Origin of the sequence: Pseudomonas fortuita, from assembly GCF_026898135.2 — a bacterium.
GTDB lineage: Bacteria > Pseudomonadota > Gammaproteobacteria > Pseudomonadales > Pseudomonadaceae > Aquipseudomonas > Aquipseudomonas fortuita.
On the sequence record NZ_CP114035.2, the window covers coordinates 3,334,878 to 3,355,034 of the forward strand.

The following is a 20,157-nucleotide window of genomic DNA, read 5'->3' on the forward strand; positions in this document are numbered from 1 at the left end:
AAACATTACATACAACTCCGGCAGGGCCGAAGCCACCCCGTTGGCGTCGCTTCAGGTAGTGGACCCTTCAATGGACCCGGAGACCTGCCTATGCGATGCCCCCGCTCGCTGCTGCCCTTACCCCTGCTGGCACTGCCATTGCTGGCTCATTCCCAATCCCTGACGGTTACACCCGGTGAGACCCTCGGCGCCGTCGTGCAAACCGATGCCGCTGATGAGTTCACCCTCAGCGGCGGGACGGTGCAGTCATTGCAACAAGGCAATGGCGAGGACACCTTCACGATGTCTGGCGGCACGCTAGGGTCGTTGAACCAGGGCGGTGACATGGACACGTTCACCATGACCGGCGGCATCATCACGGGCGCTTTTGAAGACGGTGACACCGCATGGTTCAAAGGCGGCAGCATTGGCCGAATCGATCTCAAGCTCGCTGACAACTTCCTCGAAATTTCCCAGGGGCTCGGGGTCGAAACCGTTGTTGTTGGCAACGTTGTCAGTGGGCTTGGCAACGACACGATCATCATGACAGGCGGCACCGTCGGCGGTGATATCAGTACCAGTAGCGGCGTTGACAAGATAACCATCAGCGGCGGCACGCTCAAAGGCGAAATACGCACTGGCAACGGCAAGGATGAATTTACCTGGACGGGCGGCCAGATCGGTAAGCGGGTCATTATGGAGAATGACGATGACACCGCCATCGTCCGCGCCCTCGACCTCGGTAACTCTGCCGTTATTCTGGACGGCGGTACCGGCACGGACACACTGACGTTCGAGCAGAGTCAGGTCGGCCAAGGGGCGTCGTACATCAACTGGGAGTCCATCAACCTCCAGCAAGGCAGCCAGCTCACCCTCAACGACACCCTCACGCTGGGAGACCTCGGCAGCGATCAGCCACGCGTGATCCCCGCCACTGGGACAGGCACCCTTCTGATCGATGCAAGCAGCTCGCTGATCAGCCGCCAGGGCAGCATCGTCAGCATCCAGAGTGACAGCAAGGTATCGTTAGTCAACGCCGGCACCCTCGACCTGAGTCGTGGCAACGACGCTCAGGGCCGCCTGACTGTTCAGGGCGATTACACCGGTAACAACGGCACACTGCGCCTCAATAGCGTACTGGCAGGCGATGGCGCTGCCTCCGACCGCCTGGTGGTCAGCCGCGGCGCCATCAGCGGCTCTACGCGATTGTTCGTCAACAACCTCAATGGCGCGGGTGCAACAACCGCACAAAACGGCATCCAGCTCGTCGAAGCCCGTGACGGCGCCACCAGCTCTGCCACTGCATTCGTGCAAACGCAAACGCTATCGGTAGGTGCCTATGACTACCGGTTGTTCAAGGGCGGTGTAACCGCTGGCAGCCAAAACAGCTGGTACCTGCGCTCGACGCTAGTCGCGCCACCCGCTCCAGCACCGGGCCCCGAGCCCGAACAACCCACACAACCTTCACAGCCGGGCAGGCCGCCGGTAATAGCACCGGCCCAGACGCCACCTGTTGCCGCTCTGGCACCTGGCCAGGTCGACCTGCCCGCCCCCGTGCAAGGCGAAAGCCTGCCGCTGTATCGCCCGGAAGTCCCGGTTTACGCTGCCGCCCCAAGAGGCGCTGCGATCATCGCGCGCCAGGCCTTGGGCACCTTCCATCAACGCCAGGGCGACCAACAGTTGCTCAAAGGCGAAGGCGCCCTGCCTGCCAGTTGGGGACAAGCCTACGGCGGCACGCTTCGCCAGCAATGGAGCGGTACGGTCAGCCCGAGCCTGGAGGGCGACCTGTACGGTTTCAAGGTGGGCCAGGACTTGTATGCCAAGACGGGCGATGGCGGTTATCGCCACCATGTCGGCTTTTACGTCAGCCACAGCCGCCTGGATGCCGACGTCAAAGGTTTCGCCCTGGCCGAGCAAGACCGCAGCGTTGGCGACCTGAAACTTGATGGCGACAGTGTTGGCACTTACTGGGCGTTGGTCGGGCCGCAAGGCGCGTACCTGGATGCAGTGTTGCAGTACACCCGTCTCGATGGGCGGGCCCGCTCGCAGCGCGGCGATAAGCTGGACATCGACGGCCATGCCTGGGCGGCGTCGCTCGAATCCGGCTACCCCATCGCCCTGTCCGAACGCTGGACGCTGGAGCCACAAGCCCAGCTGATTGCACAAAAAGTTTCGCTCGACAGCGCAAGCGATAGTGTCTCGCGCATCAGCCATGACGCCCAGGTAGAGCTGACCGGCCGCTTGGGTGTGCGCCTGGAAGGTGCGTTCACGGGGAGCAGCGGGCGCCTGTTGCAACCCTATGCGCAGGTCAACCTGTGGCACGGCGACGGTGGCCGCGACACCCTGACCTTCGATGATGTCGACAAGATCAAGACCGACTACCGCTATACCTCGGTGCAACTGGAAAGCGGCGTGGTGGCGCAGGTCAGCGAAGCGCTGAGCCTGCATGGCGGCGTGCAGTACACCGCCAACCTGGACAGCCGCCAGCAGGAAGCCAGCGGCATCAACCTGGGGGTGCGCTGGCAGTTCTAGCGGCGCGCCGCCAACAAGCCGAGGCCGGCGCAGCCCAGCAGGGAGGCGCTGACCCGGTTGAACAAACGGCGCGGGCCGGGTTGGCTGAACCAGCGCTGCATGTAGGCGCCAAGGCCTGCGTAGAGGGCTATGGCCGCCCATTCCAGCAGCAGGAACAACAGCCCCAACCACAGGAACTGCTCGCTTACCGGGGTGGTGCTGCCGACCGAGACGAATTGCGGCAGGAAGGCGGTGAAGATCAGGATGGCCTTGGGGTTGCCAGCTGCCACCCAAAACTCCTGCCGCGTCAGGCGCCAGGTGCCACGCGGGTGATCGGCTGCCACCACGGCCTCGCCTACCGGTGCGCGCCACAGCTGCCAGGCGATGTAGAACAGGTACGCCGCCCCCACTACCTTGATGGCCAGGAACAGGTATTCACTGGTGTGCAGCACCACGGCCAGGCCCATGGCCGCCAAGGCGATCATGCCGCTGAAGGCAACGATGCGACCACCACCGGCCACGCAGGCCGTGCGCAGGCCGTAGCGGCTGGCGTTGTGCAGCGACAGCAGGTTGTTCGGCCCGGGCGCCATGTTCAGGGCGAAGCAGGCGGGGATGAAAAGCAGCAGGCTTGAAAGGTCCATTGTTGTTTTCCTTGGGCAACAAGCGTCTATTTCGGCGTGTGCCGGGCCTTGCGGTCAAGTTACAGCCAGCGATAAAAACTGTACGGGTACGCGGCACCTGTTACGCTGCGGGCGAAATAGAGGACCTTGTGATGCCCCGCTCCCACGCCGAGCTGTGGCGCGACCCGGCACTCCCGCATGTGGAAAGCCGCCGCGCCTGTCATAGCCGCGCCTGTTACAAGGCCCACAGCCACCCGACGTTCTCCATCGGTGCGGTGGATGCTGGCCACAGCCATTTCAGCGGCGCCGCACATGGGCAGGAACGGCTGACACCCGGCACGCTGGTATTGGTGCCAGCCCACCGCGTACATGCCTGCAACCCCCAACCCGGGCAAGCCTGGAGCTACCAGATGCTGCATGTGGATGCCGACTGGCTGACCCAGGTGCGGCTGGAGTCGGGACTGGCCGGCGCCGGGCCCGGTGAGCCGGCGCGTATCTGCCGGGTGCCAGCGGTGTATGGGCAGTTCTGCGAGCTGAACAGGTTGCTGTTCTCCAGCGCCAGCAACAGTGAGAAGGATGCGGCGCTGATTGCCTTTGTGGGTGACCTGGACTTTTCCGCCCAAGCCCCGCTGGCAGCAGCCCCCGCCTTGGGGGCAACTGCGTTGAGCGGTTTGATCGCACGCCTCGAAGGCCAGGACCCCGCGCAACTGAGCCTGGAGGTGCTGGCCCGCGAGGCCGGCCTTGGGCGCTACCAGTTGATCCGCGCATTCCGCACGGCCACAGGGTTGACGCCGCATGCCTATCTGCTCAATGCCCGGGTCAATCGCGGGCGGCAGTTGCTGGGCGAAGGGCTGGCGTTGGCGGAGGTGGCCTACCGCCTCGGGTTTGCCGATCAAAGCCATTTCCAACGGGTATTCAAAGCCCATGTGGGTGTGACGCCGGGGCAGTATCGGGGCGATTAGAGGCCTGTGCGCTCCTGCACAGGGACAGTGCCCCGCTTTGTTTGCAATATTGTTCAATACGCTGGGGCAGGCCCGGCAGCAGACTGCGGTTTTTCCCGCAGAGCCGCGCCGCCCATGCAACCGTTCCTGATCATTGCCCTCGCCCACTTCCTCGCCCTGCTCTCACCCGGCCCGGACTTCTTCCTGGTCGCACGCAGTTCGATCAACAGCGGCTGGCGCATCGCCAGCGGCGCCTGCCTGGGCATTGCCCTGGCCAATGGCGCGTTCATCGCCATGGCCTTCACCGGCCTGTCTGTGCTGCAGGAAGGCAGCCTGCTGTTCACTGCACTGCAACTGGCCGGCGCCAGCTACCTGCTTTACATCGGCATTCTGTTCCTGCGCCACGCCGGGCAAACCCGCCTGGGCGCAGTCGCAGGCAACCCGAGGGTTCAAGGCTGGTGGCGCAATCTGGGCATGGGCTTGTTGTCCGGTATCCTCAACCCCAAGAACGCGCTGTTCTATGCCAGCCTCGCCAGCATGGTCGCCAGCGCCAGCGCCGGCTGGAAATCGGCCTACGCGCTGTGGATGTTCAGCATCGTCCTGCTCTGGGACCTGCTGGTCGCCGTGGCCATCGGCAACCAACGAGTACTGCGGCATTTCGCTCGCAGCCTGCCGTGGCTTGAGCGGGCCTCAGGGATCATGCTGGTGATCCTGGCCGCCGCGCTGTTGATGCATCTGGCGCAGGGCTGACCAGTTGCAGGGTACGCATGTCCATCAAGGTGAAATGGCCGCTAGCCCACCCCCCTGTATCCAGGTGCCAGACATTGCCCAGCAGCTTTGCCTCCAGCACCGGTGTGTGGCCGACCAGCAATGCACGCAGGCCCTGCACCTGCTGCGTATCACCTTGTTTCAGGCGCCGCCGCGACCACTGGCATACCTGGCGTACTTCAGGGTCGTCATCCAGCTGCAGACAGGAACGTAGCGCTGCCCAATCTGCAAACGGGCTGTCTGCATGCAGCAGCCCGACCAGGCCGGCCGCGCTTTCCACTTCGATGGCAATCGGCAATTGCTCGAAGCGTTCCACGAAACGCAATTGCGCCTTGCGCGGCAGGTCCAGGAACCAGCTTCCACCCGCTGCGCGGTACATCTCCAGGTCAAGCCGCCCCCCTCGCACGCGGGTAATTGCCAGCGCCTCATGGTTACCTTGCACCGCATGGAACCAGGGTCGCGCGAGCCACTCCAGCGCGGCCTCGCTGTGCGGCCCACGGTCGACCAGGTCACCCACACTGAACAGGCGGTCTATGGCCGGATCAAAACCCACCGCATCCAGGCACTGCTCCAGGCGCTGGAAGTGGCCATGGATATCACCCACTGCCAAGTCACGTCCCCGGATATTGGCGAGTAACCGCCGAAACCGTCCCATTGCAATCTCCCTCTGCAGGCGCTGCCATGGCGGGCGTAAAATGCAGGCTGCCCCCGGTGTGTGCCGGGCCCATGGCGCTTCACTGGATAGCATGGCACACGGCGCGCCAGCCGCGCACGCCGACGTGCTCGGCAACCTGAATAACCCTTCACTGGCACAGCCATTGATGCCAATAGTATGCTCGACCCTTCAACCTGAACCAGGGAAGGGTTTTTCATGAAACTGTGCGCCGTGCAACTGGCGTCGCTCAAGGGCGATTTGCCAGGCAACCTCCAGCGTCATCTGGCCTGCATCGAGCAAGCTGCGGCCTTTGGCGCCGAGCTGGTGGTTTTCCCCGAACTGTCGCTGACCGGCTATGAGCCAAGCCGTGCGCGCCAGGCCGCCTTGCCGGTCAGCTCTGAACGGCTGGGCCCGCTGCAGGCAGCCAGTGACCGCTTGGGTCTCACCGTTGCCGTAGGCCTGCCGTTGCCGACACCCGACGGCATTCGCATCGGCATGCCGATCTTCAGCCCCGGGGCACCGCGCCAGGCCTATGCCAAACGGCGCCTGCATGATGACGAGCTGCCCTACTTCACCCCAGGCGATCAGGCACTGCTGCTGCAGGCAGGCAACCATCGGGTGGCACCGGCGATCTGCTACGAATCGATGTTCATGGCGCATGCGGCCGCCGCCCGCGAGCACGGCGCCGACCTGTATCTGGTCAGTGTGGCGAAAACCGCCAAGGGCATCCGCGAGGGCTACGCGCATTACCCCGAGGTGGCACGTGAACTGTCAATGCCGGTGTTGATGGCCAACTGCGTGGGGCCGGCCGATACCTTCATCGGTGCCGGCGGGTCGGCAGCGTGGGACAGCCAGGGGCGCTTGCTGGCCAGCCTGGATGATCACAGTGAGGGGCTGATCATGCTGGACACTGGCAATGCCAGCGCAATGGCCCTGCCTTTGCACCTGCACGCGCCATGATTTACCTGTTTCTGGCGTTGCTGAGTTACGCCTGCACCTACTATCTGGTCGGTTTGCTGATCCGGGGCCAGCTTGCCGACGTGGCCGAGGGTTTGCGCCATCGGCCCGATGCACCCACTCCCGGCGAGTACCTGCGTACGGTAAAAGCCCATGCCCGCCGGGCCCATCGGCAGTACACCCTGATGGCAGGCTCGGTGCTTGCGATATTGGTTTGCCTGCTCGCCAGTTGGTTCAGGTGACGCCTACAAGTCCAATGCCAGGCTTTGCCGACCTTCCAGCGCCAGCAGATACTGCTTGGCCGCCAGGCCACCGGCAAAGCCTGTCAGGCTGCCCGAGGCACCGATCACACGGTGGCACGGGGCGATGATCGAGATCGGGTTGCGGCCGTTGGCAGCGCCTACCGCTCGCACCGCGCTGGGGTTGCCGATCTGCCGGGCGATGTCGCCGTAGCTGCGGGTTTCACCAAAGGGTATTGCCAGCAGCGCGGCCCACACCTGGCGCTGAAACTCGGTACCGGCAAAATCCAGTGCCAGCTCGAAGCGCTGGCGCTTGCCGGCAAAATACTCGCCAAGCTGCCGCGCGGTGTCCAGTAGCACCGGGCACTGGTCGTCACGGTGCAAGGCACCGAGCCGCACGCGGTTTTCCCGTTCCTCTTCCCACAGTACGGCTGCCAGGCACTCGCCGCGGGCCACCAGGGTCAGGGTGCCGACGGGCGATTGCATGAACGTGAAAGCGCTGGACATAGCGGGCTCCGCAGATGGCGATCAACCTACTGTACGCATCCACAGTTCCTCATGCACCCGCTTTCTTGCTCAGGTAATTGCACAGCCGGCAATGTGCCGCGCCTGGCTGAGGTTGACCTTGGGGATCAGGTCGGCAGGAATGCGCGACCTCGCCGACAGGTTGTAGACATGGAAATGCTCGTTGAGCACTTCCCTTGCCATCAGCGCCAACGACGGCAGGATACGGCTCTCCCAATGCTGGTCGAGCCCGCACGGCGAACACTGCCCCTGGCCGTTCTCGTAGAAGCGCCCAACGCGCTGATCGAGATCTACCCCGACCAGCAACACTTCTTCAAAGCCAAGGTGATAAGCCAGCTGCAACGCCACATACGCCACTGTGCGGGCATCGAAAAAACCATGGCCCAGGTCTTTGCTGAAGGCAATCGAGCGGCTGCGTTTGCTCCACAGTGCGCGGTTGCAAACGCAGCTGTCACCATGGCCACGCAAACCGTCCAGCAGGCCCGGCGTGTCGGCTTTGCGCAAGGCGTAACACTCGGTGTCGGCGGGCACATCGGCCCCGGCATACTGCTCGGGCCAGAGCGCCAGGCGCTCGCTGTCACGCAACGCCGTGGCGAACAAGCCCGGCTGTTGCTTGGGGAAGCTTTTGTCGGTACATACATAGAAAAAAGGCCGGATACCGTGCTCGGCGGTCATCGAAACTGAACCGTTCATGGCAATGATGGGCAGATGTGCGAATTCGCCCAGCGGAAAATGCTTGGCAGAAGCGCCGGAGGCAAGGATCACCACGGGGCCCTGCCGGGAGTTGCGACACGCCTCAAAACTGGAGAACGCCCCGCGTTCAGCACTTGGCTGCGACGGAAGTGTGTTCATCAATGTCATCTTTAACTGGACAGTACAAACCACAATACTGGTCCGTGTATAGGCCGTGGCCGCATTTACCCAACTTTACCTAACTGAACCTAATCGGCCGCCACGTCCCTGTGTCGCGGTTGCGAGAGGCTACACAGTGCCCGGACAGTAACGGCTTAATGGCGCCGGGTCCCGCTGCAGCCTTCACAGCAGACCACCTTGGCCCGGTGATTGTTCCCCCACGGTGAATCAGCAAACCCGATGGGGCCGCCCAGCGGCCCCCGATAGTGGTGTGGGTCAGCCGTCAGCCCAGGAACAGCTTGTACGCCGGGTTGTCAGTCTCATCCCAATACCGATACCCCATCTCATTCAGCGCCAACGGCAAGCCCGCCAACTCATCGCCCGGCACCTCCAGCGCAGCAAATACCCGGGCCTCCGCCGCCCCGTGGTTGCGGTAATGGAACAGGCTGATGTTCCAGCGCTTGCCCAGCCGTTCCAGAAAGCCCAGCAGCGCCCCTGGCCGCTCGGGAAACTCGAAGCGCAGCACCCGCTCATCAGCACCTGGCGCTGCGTGGCCACCCACGGTATGACGCACATGCAGTTTGGCCAGCTCGTTGTCGGTCAGGTCCAGCACGCTGTAACCCTGCTCGCGCAGGTTGGCCAGCAGCTGGTCACGCGGGTCGTGCACAGGGTGGGTCTGTACCCCGACGAACAGCCGCGCTTCCTTGCCGGGGTAATAGCGGTAGTTGAATTCGGTGATTTGCCGCTTGCCCAGTGCCTGGCAGAAGGCGCGGAAGCTGCCTGGCTGCTCAGGGATGGTGACCGCAATGATCGCCTCGCGCTGCTCGCCCAATTCAGCCCGTTCGGCCACGTGGCGCAGGCGGTCGAAATTCACATTCGCCCCGGAGTCAATGGCCACCAGTGTCTGCCCCTGCACTCCATCACGTGCCACGTACTTCTTGATCCCGGCCACGGCCAGGGCACCGGACGGCTCAGTGATAGAGCGGGTATCGTCGTAGATGTCCTTGATTGCCGCGCACAGCTCGTCACTGCTGACGGTTACCACTTCGTCGACAAAATGCCGGCACAGCTCGAAGCAGTGGGCGCCGATCTGCGCCACCGCTACACCGTCGGCAAAGGTGCCGACCTGCGGCAGGATCACCCGTTCCCCGGCGGCCAGGGCGGCCTGCAGGCAGTTGGAGTCCTCCGGCTCGACGCCGATCACCTTCACCTCTGGGCGCAGGTACTTCACGTAGGCGGCGATACCAGCGATCAGCCCACCACCGCCCACCGGTACAAAAATGGCGTCCAGCGCGCCCGGGTGCTGACGCAGGATTTCCATGGCCACGGTGCCTTGCCCGGCGATCACGTCCGGGTCATCGAAGGGCGGCACAAAAGTAGCGCCTTCGCTATCGGCCAGCTTCAGCGCGTGGGCCAAAGCGTGTGGGAAGCTCTCACCGTGCAGCACCACATGCCCGCCGCGCGAACGCACCCCTTCCACCTTCAGTGACGGCGTGGTGGTCGGCATGACGATGGTCGCCTTCATGCCAAGGTGCGACGCTGCCAGAGCCACGCCCTGGGCATGGTTGCCCGCCGAGGCGGTGATTACCCCACGCTCACGCTGCACAGCACTGAGGCGCGACAGGCGGGTATAGGCGCCGCGGATCTTGAACGAGAAGGTAGGCTGCAGGTCTTCGCGCTTGAGCAACACTTGGTTACCCAGGCTGGCAGATAGCGCAGGCGCCGCTTGCAGGGGCGTTTCGATGGCCAGGTCGTACACCGGCGCGGCCAGAATGCGCCGCACCTGCTCCGACAGCAGTTGCTGGGGGGTGACGGTAGTACGAGGGACGCTGAAACTGGTCATCAATGACTCCTTGGCTGTTTTCACGTTGCCCAGGAGTCAGAGAGAAAAAACCCGCCTCCAGGGCGGGTCAGGTGCACGTACGCGCTAGCCCGCCAAGCTGATAATGGCGGTAATAATAATGGCGTTCACATGCGGGAAGGTATTCATGGGGTAGGAACTTAGCCGGTAGTGCGGCACAAAGTCAACACTTGGCCTGCTGCGCCGAAAGCGGCACATCGAACACCTTGTCGAAGCCCCACTGGAAGGCAAAGGCATAAACGAAGAAGAACACGAACAGCGCCAGGTTGGTCAGCAGCGCCGCCCACAGGCTCACATCCAGCCAGTACGCCACCAGTGGCAGCAGGATCACCACCAACCCGCCCTCGAAGCCCAAGGCATGCAGCAAGCGCCGCATGAAGGTGCGCTCACGCTGGCGCTGGCGCGCTTCCCAGCGTTCGAATACCCAGTTGTAGCCCATGTTCCAGCTCATCGCGATGCCTGACATCAGCACCGACAGTACCGCCGACTGCGCCATGCCGGCGCCAAACGCCAGCTCCAGCGCAGGCGCCACGCAGGCGACGGCGATGGCTTCGTAAAGAATGGCCTGGACGATCTTGCGGGCCTTGCCTTGCATGTTCAGCTCCCTGGGTAAACGACCTGTAAAACTACAAGATGTGGCCCACAAGAAAAAGCCCGAAATTTGGACAACAGCGCGTTCGGCTGCTTGTATTTACCCCGTACAAATAGCGTCATTTTGTACAACTTCGTCGAGGGAACCGAGCGAGGATAAGGACGATGGCCCACTCTGCCGTGCCGGTGACTGCCCCATGAGCCTGGCATTCATCGATTTTCTCACCTATGTGCTATTCGGTCTGAAGATCCTGGCGATCATGCTTGCCTCGTTGATGTTCCTGCTCGGCCTGGACGACCTGTTCATCGACCTGTGCTACTGGGGGCGCAAGTTGATACGGCGTTTTCGCATATACGACAAGCATCAAAGGGCCGACGAGAAGCGCTTGTTCGAAGTCCCGGAAAAACCTTTGGCCATCATGGTCCCGGCCTGGAACGAAGTCGGCGTAGTGGGTGAAATGGCTCGCCTGGCAGCCTCGACCATCGACTACGAGAACTACCAGATCTTCGTCGGCACCTACCCCAACGACCCACAAACCCAGGCCGATGTGGACGCGGTGTGCCTGCATTACCCCAACGTGCACAAAGTGGTGTGCGCTCGCCCTGGCCCCACCAGCAAGGCTGACTGCCTGAACAACATCATCGACGCCTTGCTGCGCTTCCAGCAGGACGCTGGCATCGAGTTTGCCGGTTTCATCCTGCATGACGCCGAAGACGTGATCTCGCCCATGGAGCTGCGGCTGTTCAACTACCTGCTGCCGAACAAGGACATGATCCAGATCCCGGTCTATCCCTACGCACCGGAATGGAAAGGCTTTACCGCCGGCCACTATGTCGACGAATTTGCCGAAAACCACGGCAAGGACGTCATCGTCCGCGAAGCACTGACCGGTCAGGTGCCCAGCGCCGGCGTCGGCACCTGCTTCAGCCGCCGGGCCATCGGCGCGCTGCTGGAGGACGGCGACGGCATTGCCTTCGACGTCCAGAGCCTTACTGAAGACTACGACATTGGCTTTCGGCTGAAGCAAAAGGGCATGAAGTGCATTTTTGCCCGCTATTCCATCACCGACCCGGCACTGACCCTGAGGCAGGAATGGCGTCCGGGCATGAGCCGGGCGTTTTCGCAGGTGATCTGCGTGCGCGAGCACTTCCCGCGTGACTGGCAGCATGCCATCCGGCAGAAGTCGCGCTGGATCGTGGGTATCGTGTTCCAAGGCACCAGCAACCTCGGCTGGAGCCGCACAGGGGCGCTCAACTACTTCCTCTGGCGCGACCGCCGTGGGCTGTTCGCCTATCTGCTGAGCTTTTTGGTCAACTTGTTGTTGCTGGTGTTGCTGGCCATGTGGCTGGTGACGGTGATTGCGCCGGATGCATGGCGCTTCATGTCAATCCTCAGCGACAGCTGGCTGCTGTCCACCTTGCTGTGGCTGAACGGGCTGCTGCTGTTGAACCGCCTGTTCCAGCGGGGCTGGTTCGTCACCCGTTTCTACGGCATCGGCGAAGGTTTGCTGTCGGCACCGCGGATGATGTGGAGCAACTTCGTCAACTTCTTCGCCAACCTGCGGGCCCTGCGCCAGGTGATGGAAATGGGTGACTCGCGCCGCGTGGCCTGGGACAAGACCACCCATGAATTTCCCGCCATCGCCGCCCCTGCCCGCACGCCGCTGGGCCAGCGTCTGGTGGCCAAGGGGCTGATCAATGACGAACAGCTGCAACAGGCACTCACCAGCCCGGTACGCCGGCGCCTGGGACGCGAACTGCTGCTGCGTGGCTGGGTAACCAGCGAGCAACTGGTGGCCACCCTGGCCGAGCAGCTGGACTTGCCCTGGGCGCCCTTGAACCCGTTCAAGCTCGACCCGCAATTGATCGCCAAACTGCCGCGCAAGCTGGCCACCCACTATGCGGTGCTGCCGGTAGACGAAGACGGTGACACGCTGATCCTGGCCAGCGAGAGCCCTGTCAGCCAAGTCTCGCTGGGGGTGATCAGCCGCCACCTTAAACGCCCGGTCACAGCACGCCTGGCGCCTCAGGGCCGTGTGACACTGGGCCTGCGCTATCACTACCCCAGTCCCTGGCAGAAGCCAGAAACCCGCGCCATGCTGGCCGTGCTTGAACGCCACCAGGACAATGAGGCGCTGCTGGAACGGGTTAGCCATCACCAGGTCATGCTCGGCGCGCTGCTGCAGGTGCGCGGCATGGTCCCTGTGACCCTGTTCAACCAGGCTTTGATCGACTTTGACCCCGAACACCAAAGCCTCGGCGAGCACCTGATTGCCCGCGGCATCATCACCGAGCAGGTGCTGGAACAGGCCCTGATCGAACAGGCCAGTGAACAGCAGGCCGCCATTGATCTGACCCGGGAGGTGGCATGAAGCCGCGCGTTTCCCTCACCTTTACTGGCCTGTTGCTGTGCGCCGCCGCCCTGCCTGTTGCGGCTTCGACGCCGATGACCGACTTCCAGCGGTTCACCAGTTTCCCGTTCATGGACCGCAGCTATCGCGAAGCCAGGAAAGACAACTGGGCCGAGGTGGAGCGCCTGACCCGCCACGTGCTGGGGCGAGTGCCCAACAACGACGAGGCCCGCGCACTGCTGGTAGAGGCCCTGGCCCATCAACGCCGCTACAAGGAAGCCCAAGCGCAGGCCGAACAGCTGGGCGGCAGCCCCGAATACGCGGACGCCCTGCTGGAACTGCGCCTGACCTGGATCGAACAGGCCCCACCGCCCGCCAGCCAGGTGGAACAATGGCTGGCGGCCAGTGAGGGTAATCAGCGCGTGCGCCTGTGGCAGGCCTACAGCCTGAGCCTGGCCAAATTCGGCGGTGCGGGTAAGGCGCTGGACTGGCTCAGCCAGTTGCCCCCCAGGGGTGACGGCCAGGTATTGCGCCTGGCTCGGGCCAACTTCGCCGAACAACTACGCAACTGGCAGGAAACCATCGAGCAACTGCAGCCGCTCGCCGACAAGGGCCAGTTGCCCGCCGAAGCCTGGCAACGCCTGGCCAATGCCTATGTCCAGCAGGTGAACGAAAAAGGGCTGAGCAAGCTGCTGGCCAGCGTGCCCTCCCCTCAAGCGGCGGATCAGGCGCGCCTGGCCATGGCCAACCGCGCTATCGCCGTGGGTCACAACCAGCAAGCCCAGCGCTGGTTGCAGTCGCTGTCGCCCGATCAGCTGAATCAGCCCGACCAGCGTCAACAGCTGTGGGAGCTGGCCCGCGAAGGTGATGATGCGGCACTGGTGCGCCGCCTGAGCAACGACCTGCAGCGCCCCTGCCTGGACACCGTCGACTGGCTGTCACGCCATGACCCGAACCTGGCCCGCGAACAGTTCAAAGGCTGCACACCCACTACCGACACACGCGCCTACGCCGTGCTCAAGCAACGCCTGTATGGCGACCCGCCGCAACCCCCACAACCGCGCACAGCCAGCGAATGGGAAAACCGCTACCGGCAAAGTGGCGACCTGGCCGCACTGGAGCAAGCTACGTTTCTGCTGGTGGAACAGGGCCAGGCCGGACACGCCCGGCAACTGCTGGAACAGGCCTACGATCGCCGTCAGGGCCGCCTCAGCCCATCGCTGTTGCAGCGCTTGGGCAACCTGTTTGCCCGCAACGATGGGCCGCTGGACAGCCACCGCATGCTCGGCCTGATCCCCCGGGTCGATGCCAGTACCCGTGCCCAGTTGCTCGGCCGTCTGGCCGAGGCCGGCCAGTGCGACGCCGTTCGCCAGGCGGTGCCGGCCACCCCCCGCGAGCCCGGCCAGTACCGCGCCCTGGGCCGCTGCGCCATGCCCGACCAACCCGGTGAAGCGGTGGTCTACTACCAGGCCGGCGAACGCCTGGGCGACGCCGGCAACCGCCTGGCGTTGGCCTATGCACTTGAAGCGGCCGGCGATTCCGAAGCCGCGCTGCCTATCTGGCGCAGCCTGCCGGACAGCGCCTGGACCGACAACGCCCGCCTCACGGCCGCCGGTGGCGCGCTAGACGCAGGCGACGCTGACGCGGCCCGCCGCTATTGGGACGCTGCCGCACACCACAGCGCCGATGACTGGGCACTGGGCGCAGCCATTGCCCAGCGCCAAGGCGATTACCAGGCTGCCTTGGGGTGTCAGCGCCAGGCACTGGCAAGCAGCCCACGAGCCGACCACTACTACGCCGCGGCCAGCACCGCGCAGCTGGCCGGCGACAGCGCCCAGAGCATGGCCTGGCTCGCCGAAGCCGTGCGCCTGGCCCCCGATCAGCCGCGTTACCGCGCCGACTACGGCATGCGCCTGGCCGGCTCGACAGACAAGGCCCAGCGCCGCCAGTCGATCCCCTACCTGACGCGTGCCACCCACGACTTCCCCGAGGACTATCGCCTCGGCGAAACCCTGGCCTTGCGCTACGACGAAGCTGAAGACAGCGCCTCAGCCCGCAGCGAACTGCGCCGCATCCTCGATGTGGAGCAGAACCTGGTCGCCGGTGACGATGAATACGGCAGCCTGGAAGCCCGCAAATACCGCCAGCGCCGTGCCCACGAAAGCCTGTCACGGCGTGACACCATCACCCTGGCCAGCACCTGGTCACCCGCCGGCACCTCGACCAACGACAAGTTTCTCGACAACGGCCAGCGCAGCGGCAGCTCACGCCGTGCCCAATCGCAGAACGTGCAGTTAGCCATGTGGGACCATGCCCTGGGCGAAGAACCCAGCCGCAACGGCAGCACGCTGTCGGTGTATGGCCGGGTACTGTTCGGTGGCCAGAGCCGCACCGACTATGCGCAAAGCATGGGCACCGGGGTCGGCCTGCGTTACAAGCCGCTCGGCCAGGCCAACCTCAACCTGTACGCCGAGCTGTACCACCAGCGGCAGATCGACGAAGCGCACTACCGCGGCCTGAGCCTTGGCCAGTTGCTGAGCCCGGCCAAGGTCGGCGGCAACTGGGGCGATCTGCGCCACAATGCCGAATCGAGCAACGACCTGCTGCTACGCGCCACCGCCTCGTTCCTCGACCAGGGCGACTGGCGCAATGACTGGCGTGTGGATGAAGACGACTGGAACGAGCGCTTCCTCTACCTCGACGCGGCCTGGTGGACCCGCGCCGGGGACCACGCCTGGCTGTCACGCTACCAGCAAGGCCACGCCTGGAAGTTGCCCGGCAGCTCCCCGCAAACCCTCATGCCCTATGGCTTTGTCGAATTTTCCAGCCAGGATCCGAGCAACGACTGGCGTCAGGACACCCGGGCCGGGGTTGGCGTGCGCTGGCAATGGTGGTTTGATGACGATCGCTATAACGCCTACCGTGGCTCACTGAAAGTGCGTGCCGAGTACCAGCAGTCGCTGGGCGGCAACCTTTACCAGCGCGCCAACGGCGTGCTGGTCGGTGCGGAGATGACCTTCTGATGCGTACGCTCCTCGCCATCTGCCTGTTTGCCGTGTGCCTGCCTGCCACCGCCGATCAGCGCCTGTTCTACCAACCGCTCAACCGCGATGCCACTGTCACCCCCGCCCAGTGGCAACAACTGTGGCATGACACCGTGGCCCAGGGCGGCAACACCCTGATCGTGCAATGGAGCGCCTATGGCGACAGCGACTTCGGCGGCGCCCAAGGCTGGCTGGCCAGCAGCCTGCGCAGCGCCCGTGCACAAGGCTTGCGGTTGGTGCTGGGCCTCTACATGGACCCCGCCTACTACAAACGCCTGGATGAGCTGGACGGCGAGGGCCTGAACAGCTATTGGAAAGCGCAGCTGGGGCGCTCACTCAGCCAGTACCAGCAACTGCGTCAGGCCTGGCAATTGCCGGTGGAGGGCTGGTACCTGCCCATGGAACTGGACGACCAGCATTTTCGCGACCCCGCGCGTCGCGAAGCGCTGTACAGCCAGTTACAGGCCTTCAACCGCCAACTGGACAAGCCTCTGCACATCAGTGCCTTCAGCGCAGGCAAGCTGTCGCCCCGGGTCAATGGCGCCTGGCTGGATCAACTGGCAGGCCTGGGCTTGACTGTGTGGTGGCAGGATGGCGCCGGCACCGGGCGATTACCGCCGTTGGTGCGCCAGGGTTACGAACAGGCCTTGCCGTGCCGAATAGGTGTAGTGCGCGAGGCGTTTCGCCAGGTGAGTGTGCCAGGTCAGGCATTCAGGGCTGAGCCTGCCGAGCCGACGCTGGTTGGCGGGTGCCATCTCGAGGCGGTGTTTGACTTGCGCTACCGGCCCTGGGCCCGGGGTGTTTTGCCACAGAATTGAGTCGCCAGGGCTGGCCCTGGCAAAGCAGTACCCCCAGGAGCTCCTCCATGCTCAAGACCATCGAGGAACACGTACGCAAACAGGTCGCCCCCGCCGCCCTGCGCGCCGAGTTCCGCCAGCACGAATTCGAGTCCATGCGCCCGTTCTGCCTGTTGGTGTTCTGCATCAGTCTCCTGATCTGGCTGGTCTTCGACCTTATCGTCAGCTTCCTCGGTGGCCAAGGTTTCACCTGGCTGTCATGCGTGTTCATTGCCTTGCTCGGCAGCCTGACCGTGGTGCTGCGTTTCACACACCGCAGCCACCACTTTGATGTACTTAACCTGCTGTTCATCACCGTCATCACCCTGGGCATGCGCCTGGTGATCGAAGGCCTCCCGGTGGCCCTGCGCCCGGTGTGGCTGATCCTCGGGGTCTCCACCGTGTTGTATGCCATGTCGGTGCTGCCGGTGCGGCGCTGGTCATTTTTCTGCGCCATGGCCATCACCTGGGTGATGCTCAGCCCGTTCTACCACACCCGCATGGAGCCGGACGCGGTCGAAGGCGCCATGTTGATCAGCTACGCAGTGTTTCTCAGCGGCCTGGTCAGCTACAGCTACCTGCAAATCCGCCAAGCCAAGCTGCACAACTTCTACCTGTCCAAGGTGCTGCTGGAGCAGGCCTACATAGACGCCCTGACCGACATTCCCAACCGCCGGTCGTTCATGGCCCAGGCCGACCGTCAGCTGCGCATGGCCTCGTCCGGGCAATACCTGGCGATGATCGATATCGACAACTTCAAGCGGGTCAATGACCTCTTCGGTCATGACGTCGGCGACGAGGTACTCAAACGCGTGGCCCTGCATATCAAGGCGAGCATGGCCGGTCATGCATTTGCCCGACTGGGCGGTGAAGAGTTCGCGATCTTCCTGCAAGGGCTGGACCAGCAGGGTGCCGAGCAGCAGGTGGCGGCGCTGTGCCAACGGGTGCGCGAGGACAAGGGCGAGCATCCGGTAACCATCAGCATAGGCCTGGCCCGGGTGGACCGGAGCGACAGCCTGACCACAGCGCTGGTCCGCGCCGACCAGGCGTTGTATGAAGCCAAGCACACCGGCAAAGACCGGGTCGTGCTGTGGACTACACAGTTGGCGGAACAGGGTTAGCAGGCCCGGCCTCTTCGCGGGTGAACCCGCTCCCACAGGGACCGCACAGATTTTGAACGCTGTGGCGTACCTGTGGGAGCGGGTTTACCCGCGAAGAGGCCGGTACAGCCACCCATCACCCCGCAGGCAAGCGAATCCTGAACTGCGCCCCGCCCAGCGCCGACTGCGCCACCGTCAAGGTGCCGCCCTGGCCTTCGATCGCTCGCCGGCTGATCGCCAGCCCCAGGCCAAACCCGCCGGTGTTGCGGTCGCGGCTGCGATCCAGCCGGTAGAACGGCTGGAAAATCCGCTCCCGCTCCTCCACCGGTATGCCGATCCCGTCATCTTCAACCGTGAGCAAACAGGCGCCATCGTCCTCCAGCCGCAAGCGCAACAACAGGCTTTCGTCGCAATAGCGCATGGCATTGCGCACCAGGTTCTGCACCGCCCGCGCCGTCAGCCGTGGGTCCAGCACAAACCGGGGCAAATTGCCCTCGGCCCGTACTTCCCACTGGATACCTCGGCCATCAAGCTCTTCGGCAAAACCGCCGAGTACGCTGTCGACCAGTTCCAGCAACGACACTTCGACCCGCTCGCGGGCCTGGTCGGCGTTATACAGGCGGCTGTAGGACAGCAGCTCCAGCACCAGCTCATCCAGCTCACGCACATGCCCCACCAGTTCCAGCAGGCGCTTGCGGCTGGCCGGCGGCACTTCGTCGAACAGCAGCACCAGGCCGAAGTCCAGGCGGGTCAGCGGCGTGCGCAGCTCATGGGACACCGCATTGAGCAACTCGCGCTGCTGGTTGACATGGCGCTCCAGGTCACTGGCCATGGTGTCGAACACCCCGGCCAACTCGCCAATGTTGGAATGCGGCGAAATGTGTGTGCGCTCGGCCATCTGCCCCTGGCCCAGGCGCCGGGCGGTTTCCTTCAGGCGCTCAAGGTCGCGCCAGTGCGGCCACACCCACAACAGCAGGCAGCCCAGCATGGCCGCACCGATCAGCACGGTCACGCCCCACGACAACACATTGATGTCCAGCGGGTCTGGCGGTGCATGCAGGCGCACCAGCCACTGCTTGTCCAGCGGTGCCAGCACCGTTTCGTAGTAGCCCCACTCGGCAATGCGCACGGCGTACTGGCCGTGTTCCAGGCGCGCCTGCTCATCCGCGCTCAGTTCGGCCTGGTCCATGCGCAGCAGCTTCACTTCCAGCGGGGCGAACGCACGGGCCAGGTCCTGCTCCACGGCCGGCCACTGCTCGCGCGGGGCCTGGTGGAACTGGCGCACGATCAACGATTGCACGCCTTTGGCCTGGTCCAGGTTGTAGGCCATGAAGCGCTCCTGGAACAGGCCGACGATGGTGTCAGGAATGAGCAGCAGCGCACCGGCGTAGGCGACAATGATCACCAGGTACAACCGCACCAGGATCTTGAGCATGGCCGGTCAGCACTCCCACTCGACGCGGCTGAACAGGTAGCCCTTGCCCCACACAGTCTTGATCTTGCGCGCTTCGCCGGCGTTATCGTCAAACTTGCGCCGCAGCTTGGAAATGGCCACGTCTACCGAACGGTCAGTGCCGTTGAACTCGATACCGCGCAGCTGCTGCAAGATGCGGTCGCGATTCAGCACTTCTCCGGCATTGCGCGCCAGTACCACCAGCAGGTTGTATTCGCCGCTGGACAACTCCACCTCTTCGCCGCGCCAGCTGACCGTGCGCTCGGCCAGGTCGATGCGCAGGCCTCCAATCAGGATCAGGTCGTTATCCAGCCGCGGCTCGTTGACGCTGCTGCGCCGCAGCAGCGTGCGCACGCGGGCCAGCAGCACGCGCGGCTCGCAGGGTTTGGTCACATAGTCGTCGGCGCCCATTTCCAGGCCCAGTACCTGATCATGGCTGTCGTCGCGGGCGGTGAGCATCAGGATCGGCAGGTTCTGCGACTCCTGGCGCAGCAGGCGGCACAGTTGCAAACCATCGATACCCGGCAGCATCAGGTCGAGGATGACCAGGTCGGGCTTTTGCCGACGATATTCGTCCAGCACATGGTCGCCCCGGGCGATCACCTGGACATGGAAGTCGTTGCGTTGCAGGTAGCTGGCGATCAGCTCGGACAGGGCGCTGTCGTCTTCGACCAGGAAAATATTCGGCATAGGTGCTTGGGATCTAGGTTGTGGTAGACCTCACTGGTCTCTTCGCGGGCTTGCCCGCTCCCACAGGGGCCGCACAGAGTCTGAAACCTGTGCAATACCTGTGGGAGCGGGCAAGCCCGCGAAGAGGCCAGTACAGGTATGCGCAGAATATAGAACCCAACCGCTCGAAAGGATTGTTCTTCAC

Annotated in this window: 17 protein-coding genes; 9 read left to right on the forward strand and 8 right to left on the reverse strand. The window is 63.9% G+C overall.

What is annotated here, in order from left to right; genetic code table 11:
• Nucleotides 1–90: 90 nt before the first annotated feature.
• Nucleotides 91–2,511, forward strand: coding sequence for an autotransporter family protein (locus tag OZ911_RS15320; protein ID WP_070086553.1), 2,421 nt, complete (start codon nucleotides 91–93; stop codon nucleotides 2,509–2,511).
• Here OZ911_RS15320 and OZ911_RS15325 read toward each other — a convergent pair.
• Nucleotides 2,508–3,131, reverse strand: coding sequence for a LysE family translocator (locus OZ911_RS15325; protein ID WP_016487306.1), 624 nt, complete (start codon nucleotides 3,129–3,131; stop codon nucleotides 2,508–2,510). The two genes, OZ911_RS15320 and OZ911_RS15325, sit on opposite strands and share 4 nt — an antisense overlap.
• 131 nt (nucleotides 3,132–3,262) lie before the next feature.
• On the opposite strand from OZ911_RS15325, the gene OZ911_RS15330 reads away from it, so the two are divergent.
• Together OZ911_RS15330 and OZ911_RS15335 are read left to right on the forward strand one after the other, a co-directional pair.
• Nucleotides 3,263–4,072 (forward strand): helix-turn-helix transcriptional regulator, encoded by an 810-nt coding sequence (locus OZ911_RS15330; protein WP_023049001.1) that lies wholly within the window; start codon nucleotides 3,263–3,265, stop codon nucleotides 4,070–4,072.
• A gap of 114 nt (nucleotides 4,073–4,186) precedes the next feature.
• Nucleotides 4,187–4,801 carry a LysE family translocator gene (locus OZ911_RS15335; RefSeq protein ID WP_023049002.1) on the forward strand — a complete coding sequence of 205 codons (615 nt, stop codon included), beginning with the start codon at nucleotides 4,187–4,189 and terminating at the stop codon, nucleotides 4,799–4,801.
• Here OZ911_RS15335 and OZ911_RS15340 read toward each other — a convergent pair.
• Entirely contained in the window at nucleotides 4,749–5,474 is a 726-nt protein-coding gene (locus OZ911_RS15340) for a metallophosphoesterase (protein ID WP_024717549.1), read from the reverse strand. The two genes, OZ911_RS15335 and OZ911_RS15340, sit on opposite strands and share 53 nt — an antisense overlap.
• A 216-nt stretch (nucleotides 5,475–5,690) precedes the next feature.
• Between OZ911_RS15340 and OZ911_RS15345 the strand changes: the two genes are divergently transcribed.
• Together OZ911_RS15345 and OZ911_RS15350 are read left to right on the forward strand one after the other, a co-directional pair.
• On the forward strand, nucleotides 5,691–6,434 hold the full coding sequence (locus OZ911_RS15345) for a carbon-nitrogen hydrolase family protein (protein WP_023049004.1): 744 nt from the start codon (nucleotides 5,691–5,693) through the stop codon (nucleotides 6,432–6,434).
• Complete coding sequence (locus OZ911_RS15350) at nucleotides 6,431–6,673, forward strand: hypothetical protein (protein WP_016487311.1); 243 nt, start codon at nucleotides 6,431–6,433, stop codon at nucleotides 6,671–6,673. Before OZ911_RS15345 ends, OZ911_RS15350 begins: the two co-directional genes overlap by 4 nt.
• Nucleotides 6,674–6,676: 3 nt before the next feature.
• Here OZ911_RS15350 and OZ911_RS15355 read toward each other — a convergent pair whose 3' ends face one another.
• From OZ911_RS15355 to OZ911_RS15370, 4 genes are all read right to left on the reverse strand, one after another.
• Nucleotides 6,677–7,177 (reverse strand): methylated-DNA--[protein]-cysteine S-methyltransferase, encoded by a 501-nt coding sequence (locus OZ911_RS15355; protein ID WP_016487312.1) that lies wholly within the window; start codon nucleotides 7,175–7,177, stop codon nucleotides 6,677–6,679.
• A 69-nt stretch (nucleotides 7,178–7,246) separates the two neighbouring features.
• Entirely contained in the window at nucleotides 7,247–8,047 is an 801-nt protein-coding gene (locus OZ911_RS15360) for a WaaZ-like lipopolysaccharide core biosynthesis protein (protein WP_023049005.1), read from the reverse strand.
• 283 nt (nucleotides 8,048–8,330) lie between these two features.
• Nucleotides 8,331–9,890 (reverse strand): threonine ammonia-lyase, biosynthetic, encoded by a 1,560-nt coding sequence (gene ilvA, locus OZ911_RS15365; protein WP_023049006.1) that lies wholly within the window; start codon nucleotides 9,888–9,890, stop codon nucleotides 8,331–8,333.
• Between the two features lie 181 nt (nucleotides 9,891–10,071).
• Complete coding sequence (locus tag OZ911_RS15370; protein ID WP_016487315.1) at nucleotides 10,072–10,503, reverse strand: PACE efflux transporter; 432 nt, start codon at nucleotides 10,501–10,503, stop codon at nucleotides 10,072–10,074.
• A 193-nt stretch (nucleotides 10,504–10,696) separates the two neighbouring features.
• Between OZ911_RS15370 and nfrB the strand changes: the two genes are divergently transcribed.
• From nfrB to OZ911_RS15390, 4 genes are read left to right on the forward strand one after another with little or no spacing between them, the layout of a single operon-like run.
• Entirely contained in the window at nucleotides 10,697–12,871 is a 2,175-nt protein-coding gene (gene nfrB, locus OZ911_RS15375; protein ID WP_023049007.1) for a cyclic di-3',5'-guanylate-activated glycosyltransferase NfrB, read from the forward strand.
• Entirely contained in the window at nucleotides 12,868–15,873 is a 3,006-nt protein-coding gene (locus OZ911_RS15380; protein WP_070086552.1) for a phage receptor, read from the forward strand. Before nfrB ends, OZ911_RS15380 begins: the two co-directional genes overlap by 4 nt.
• Nucleotides 15,873–16,712: a DUF4434 family protein gene (locus OZ911_RS15385; RefSeq protein WP_268968360.1), complete on the forward strand. Its 840-nt coding sequence runs from the start codon at nucleotides 15,873–15,875 to the stop codon at nucleotides 16,710–16,712. Before OZ911_RS15380 ends, OZ911_RS15385 begins: the two co-directional genes overlap by 1 nt.
• A gap of 47 nt (nucleotides 16,713–16,759) precedes the next feature.
• Nucleotides 16,760–17,851 (forward strand): GGDEF domain-containing protein, encoded by a 1,092-nt coding sequence (locus OZ911_RS15390; RefSeq protein ID WP_023047175.1) that lies wholly within the window; start codon nucleotides 16,760–16,762, stop codon nucleotides 17,849–17,851.
• A gap of 115 nt (nucleotides 17,852–17,966) precedes the next feature.
• On the opposite strand, the gene OZ911_RS15395 is transcribed toward OZ911_RS15390, so the two are convergent.
• Nucleotides 17,967–19,265 carry an ATP-binding protein gene (locus OZ911_RS15395; RefSeq protein WP_023047176.1) on the reverse strand — a complete coding sequence of 433 codons (1,299 nt, stop codon included), beginning with the start codon at nucleotides 19,263–19,265 and terminating at the stop codon, nucleotides 17,967–17,969.
• A 6-nt stretch (nucleotides 19,266–19,271) separates the two neighbouring features.
• Nucleotides 19,272–19,973 carry a response regulator gene (locus OZ911_RS15400; protein ID WP_016487321.1) on the reverse strand — a complete coding sequence of 234 codons (702 nt, stop codon included), beginning with the start codon at nucleotides 19,971–19,973 and terminating at the stop codon, nucleotides 19,272–19,274.
• Between the last annotated feature and the right edge of the window lie 184 nt (nucleotides 19,974–20,157).

What these genes read in the sequence shown, in the direction of transcription:
- OZ911_RS15320 (WP_070086553.1), top strand. Translation starts at nt 91, where the DNA reads ATGCGATGCCCCCGCTCGCTGCTGCCCTTACCCCTGCTGGCACTGCCA.
- OZ911_RS15325 (WP_016487306.1), bottom strand. Translation starts at nt 3,131, where the DNA reads ATGGACCTTTCAAGCCTGCTGCTTTTCATCCCCGCCTGCTTCGCCCTG.
- OZ911_RS15330 (WP_023049001.1), top strand. Translation starts at nt 3,263, where the DNA reads ATGCCCCGCTCCCACGCCGAGCTGTGGCGCGACCCGGCACTCCCGCAT.
- OZ911_RS15335 (WP_023049002.1), top strand. Translation starts at nt 4,187, where the DNA reads ATGCAACCGTTCCTGATCATTGCCCTCGCCCACTTCCTCGCCCTGCTC.
- OZ911_RS15340 (WP_024717549.1), bottom strand. Translation starts at nt 5,474, where the DNA reads ATGGGACGGTTTCGGCGGTTACTCGCCAATATCCGGGGACGTGACTTG.
- OZ911_RS15345 (WP_023049004.1), top strand. Translation starts at nt 5,691, where the DNA reads ATGAAACTGTGCGCCGTGCAACTGGCGTCGCTCAAGGGCGATTTGCCA.
- OZ911_RS15350 (WP_016487311.1), top strand. Translation starts at nt 6,431, where the DNA reads ATGATTTACCTGTTTCTGGCGTTGCTGAGTTACGCCTGCACCTACTAT.
- OZ911_RS15355 (WP_016487312.1), bottom strand. Translation starts at nt 7,177, where the DNA reads ATGTCCAGCGCTTTCACGTTCATGCAATCGCCCGTCGGCACCCTGACC.
- OZ911_RS15360 (WP_023049005.1), bottom strand. Translation starts at nt 8,047, where the DNA reads ATGAACACACTTCCGTCGCAGCCAAGTGCTGAACGCGGGGCGTTCTCC.
- ilvA (WP_023049006.1), bottom strand. Translation starts at nt 9,890, where the DNA reads ATGACCAGTTTCAGCGTCCCTCGTACTACCGTCACCCCCCAGCAACTG.
- OZ911_RS15370 (WP_016487315.1), bottom strand. Translation starts at nt 10,503, where the DNA reads ATGCAAGGCAAGGCCCGCAAGATCGTCCAGGCCATTCTTTACGAAGCC.
- nfrB (WP_023049007.1), top strand. Translation starts at nt 10,697, where the DNA reads ATGAGCCTGGCATTCATCGATTTTCTCACCTATGTGCTATTCGGTCTG.
- OZ911_RS15380 (WP_070086552.1), top strand. Translation starts at nt 12,868, where the DNA reads ATGAAGCCGCGCGTTTCCCTCACCTTTACTGGCCTGTTGCTGTGCGCC.
- OZ911_RS15385 (WP_268968360.1), top strand. Translation starts at nt 15,873, where the DNA reads ATGCGTACGCTCCTCGCCATCTGCCTGTTTGCCGTGTGCCTGCCTGCC.
- OZ911_RS15390 (WP_023047175.1), top strand. Translation starts at nt 16,760, where the DNA reads ATGCTCAAGACCATCGAGGAACACGTACGCAAACAGGTCGCCCCCGCC.
- OZ911_RS15395 (WP_023047176.1), bottom strand. Translation starts at nt 19,265, where the DNA reads ATGCTCAAGATCCTGGTGCGGTTGTACCTGGTGATCATTGTCGCCTAC.
- OZ911_RS15400 (WP_016487321.1), bottom strand. Translation starts at nt 19,973, where the DNA reads ATGCCGAATATTTTCCTGGTCGAAGACGACAGCGCCCTGTCCGAGCTG.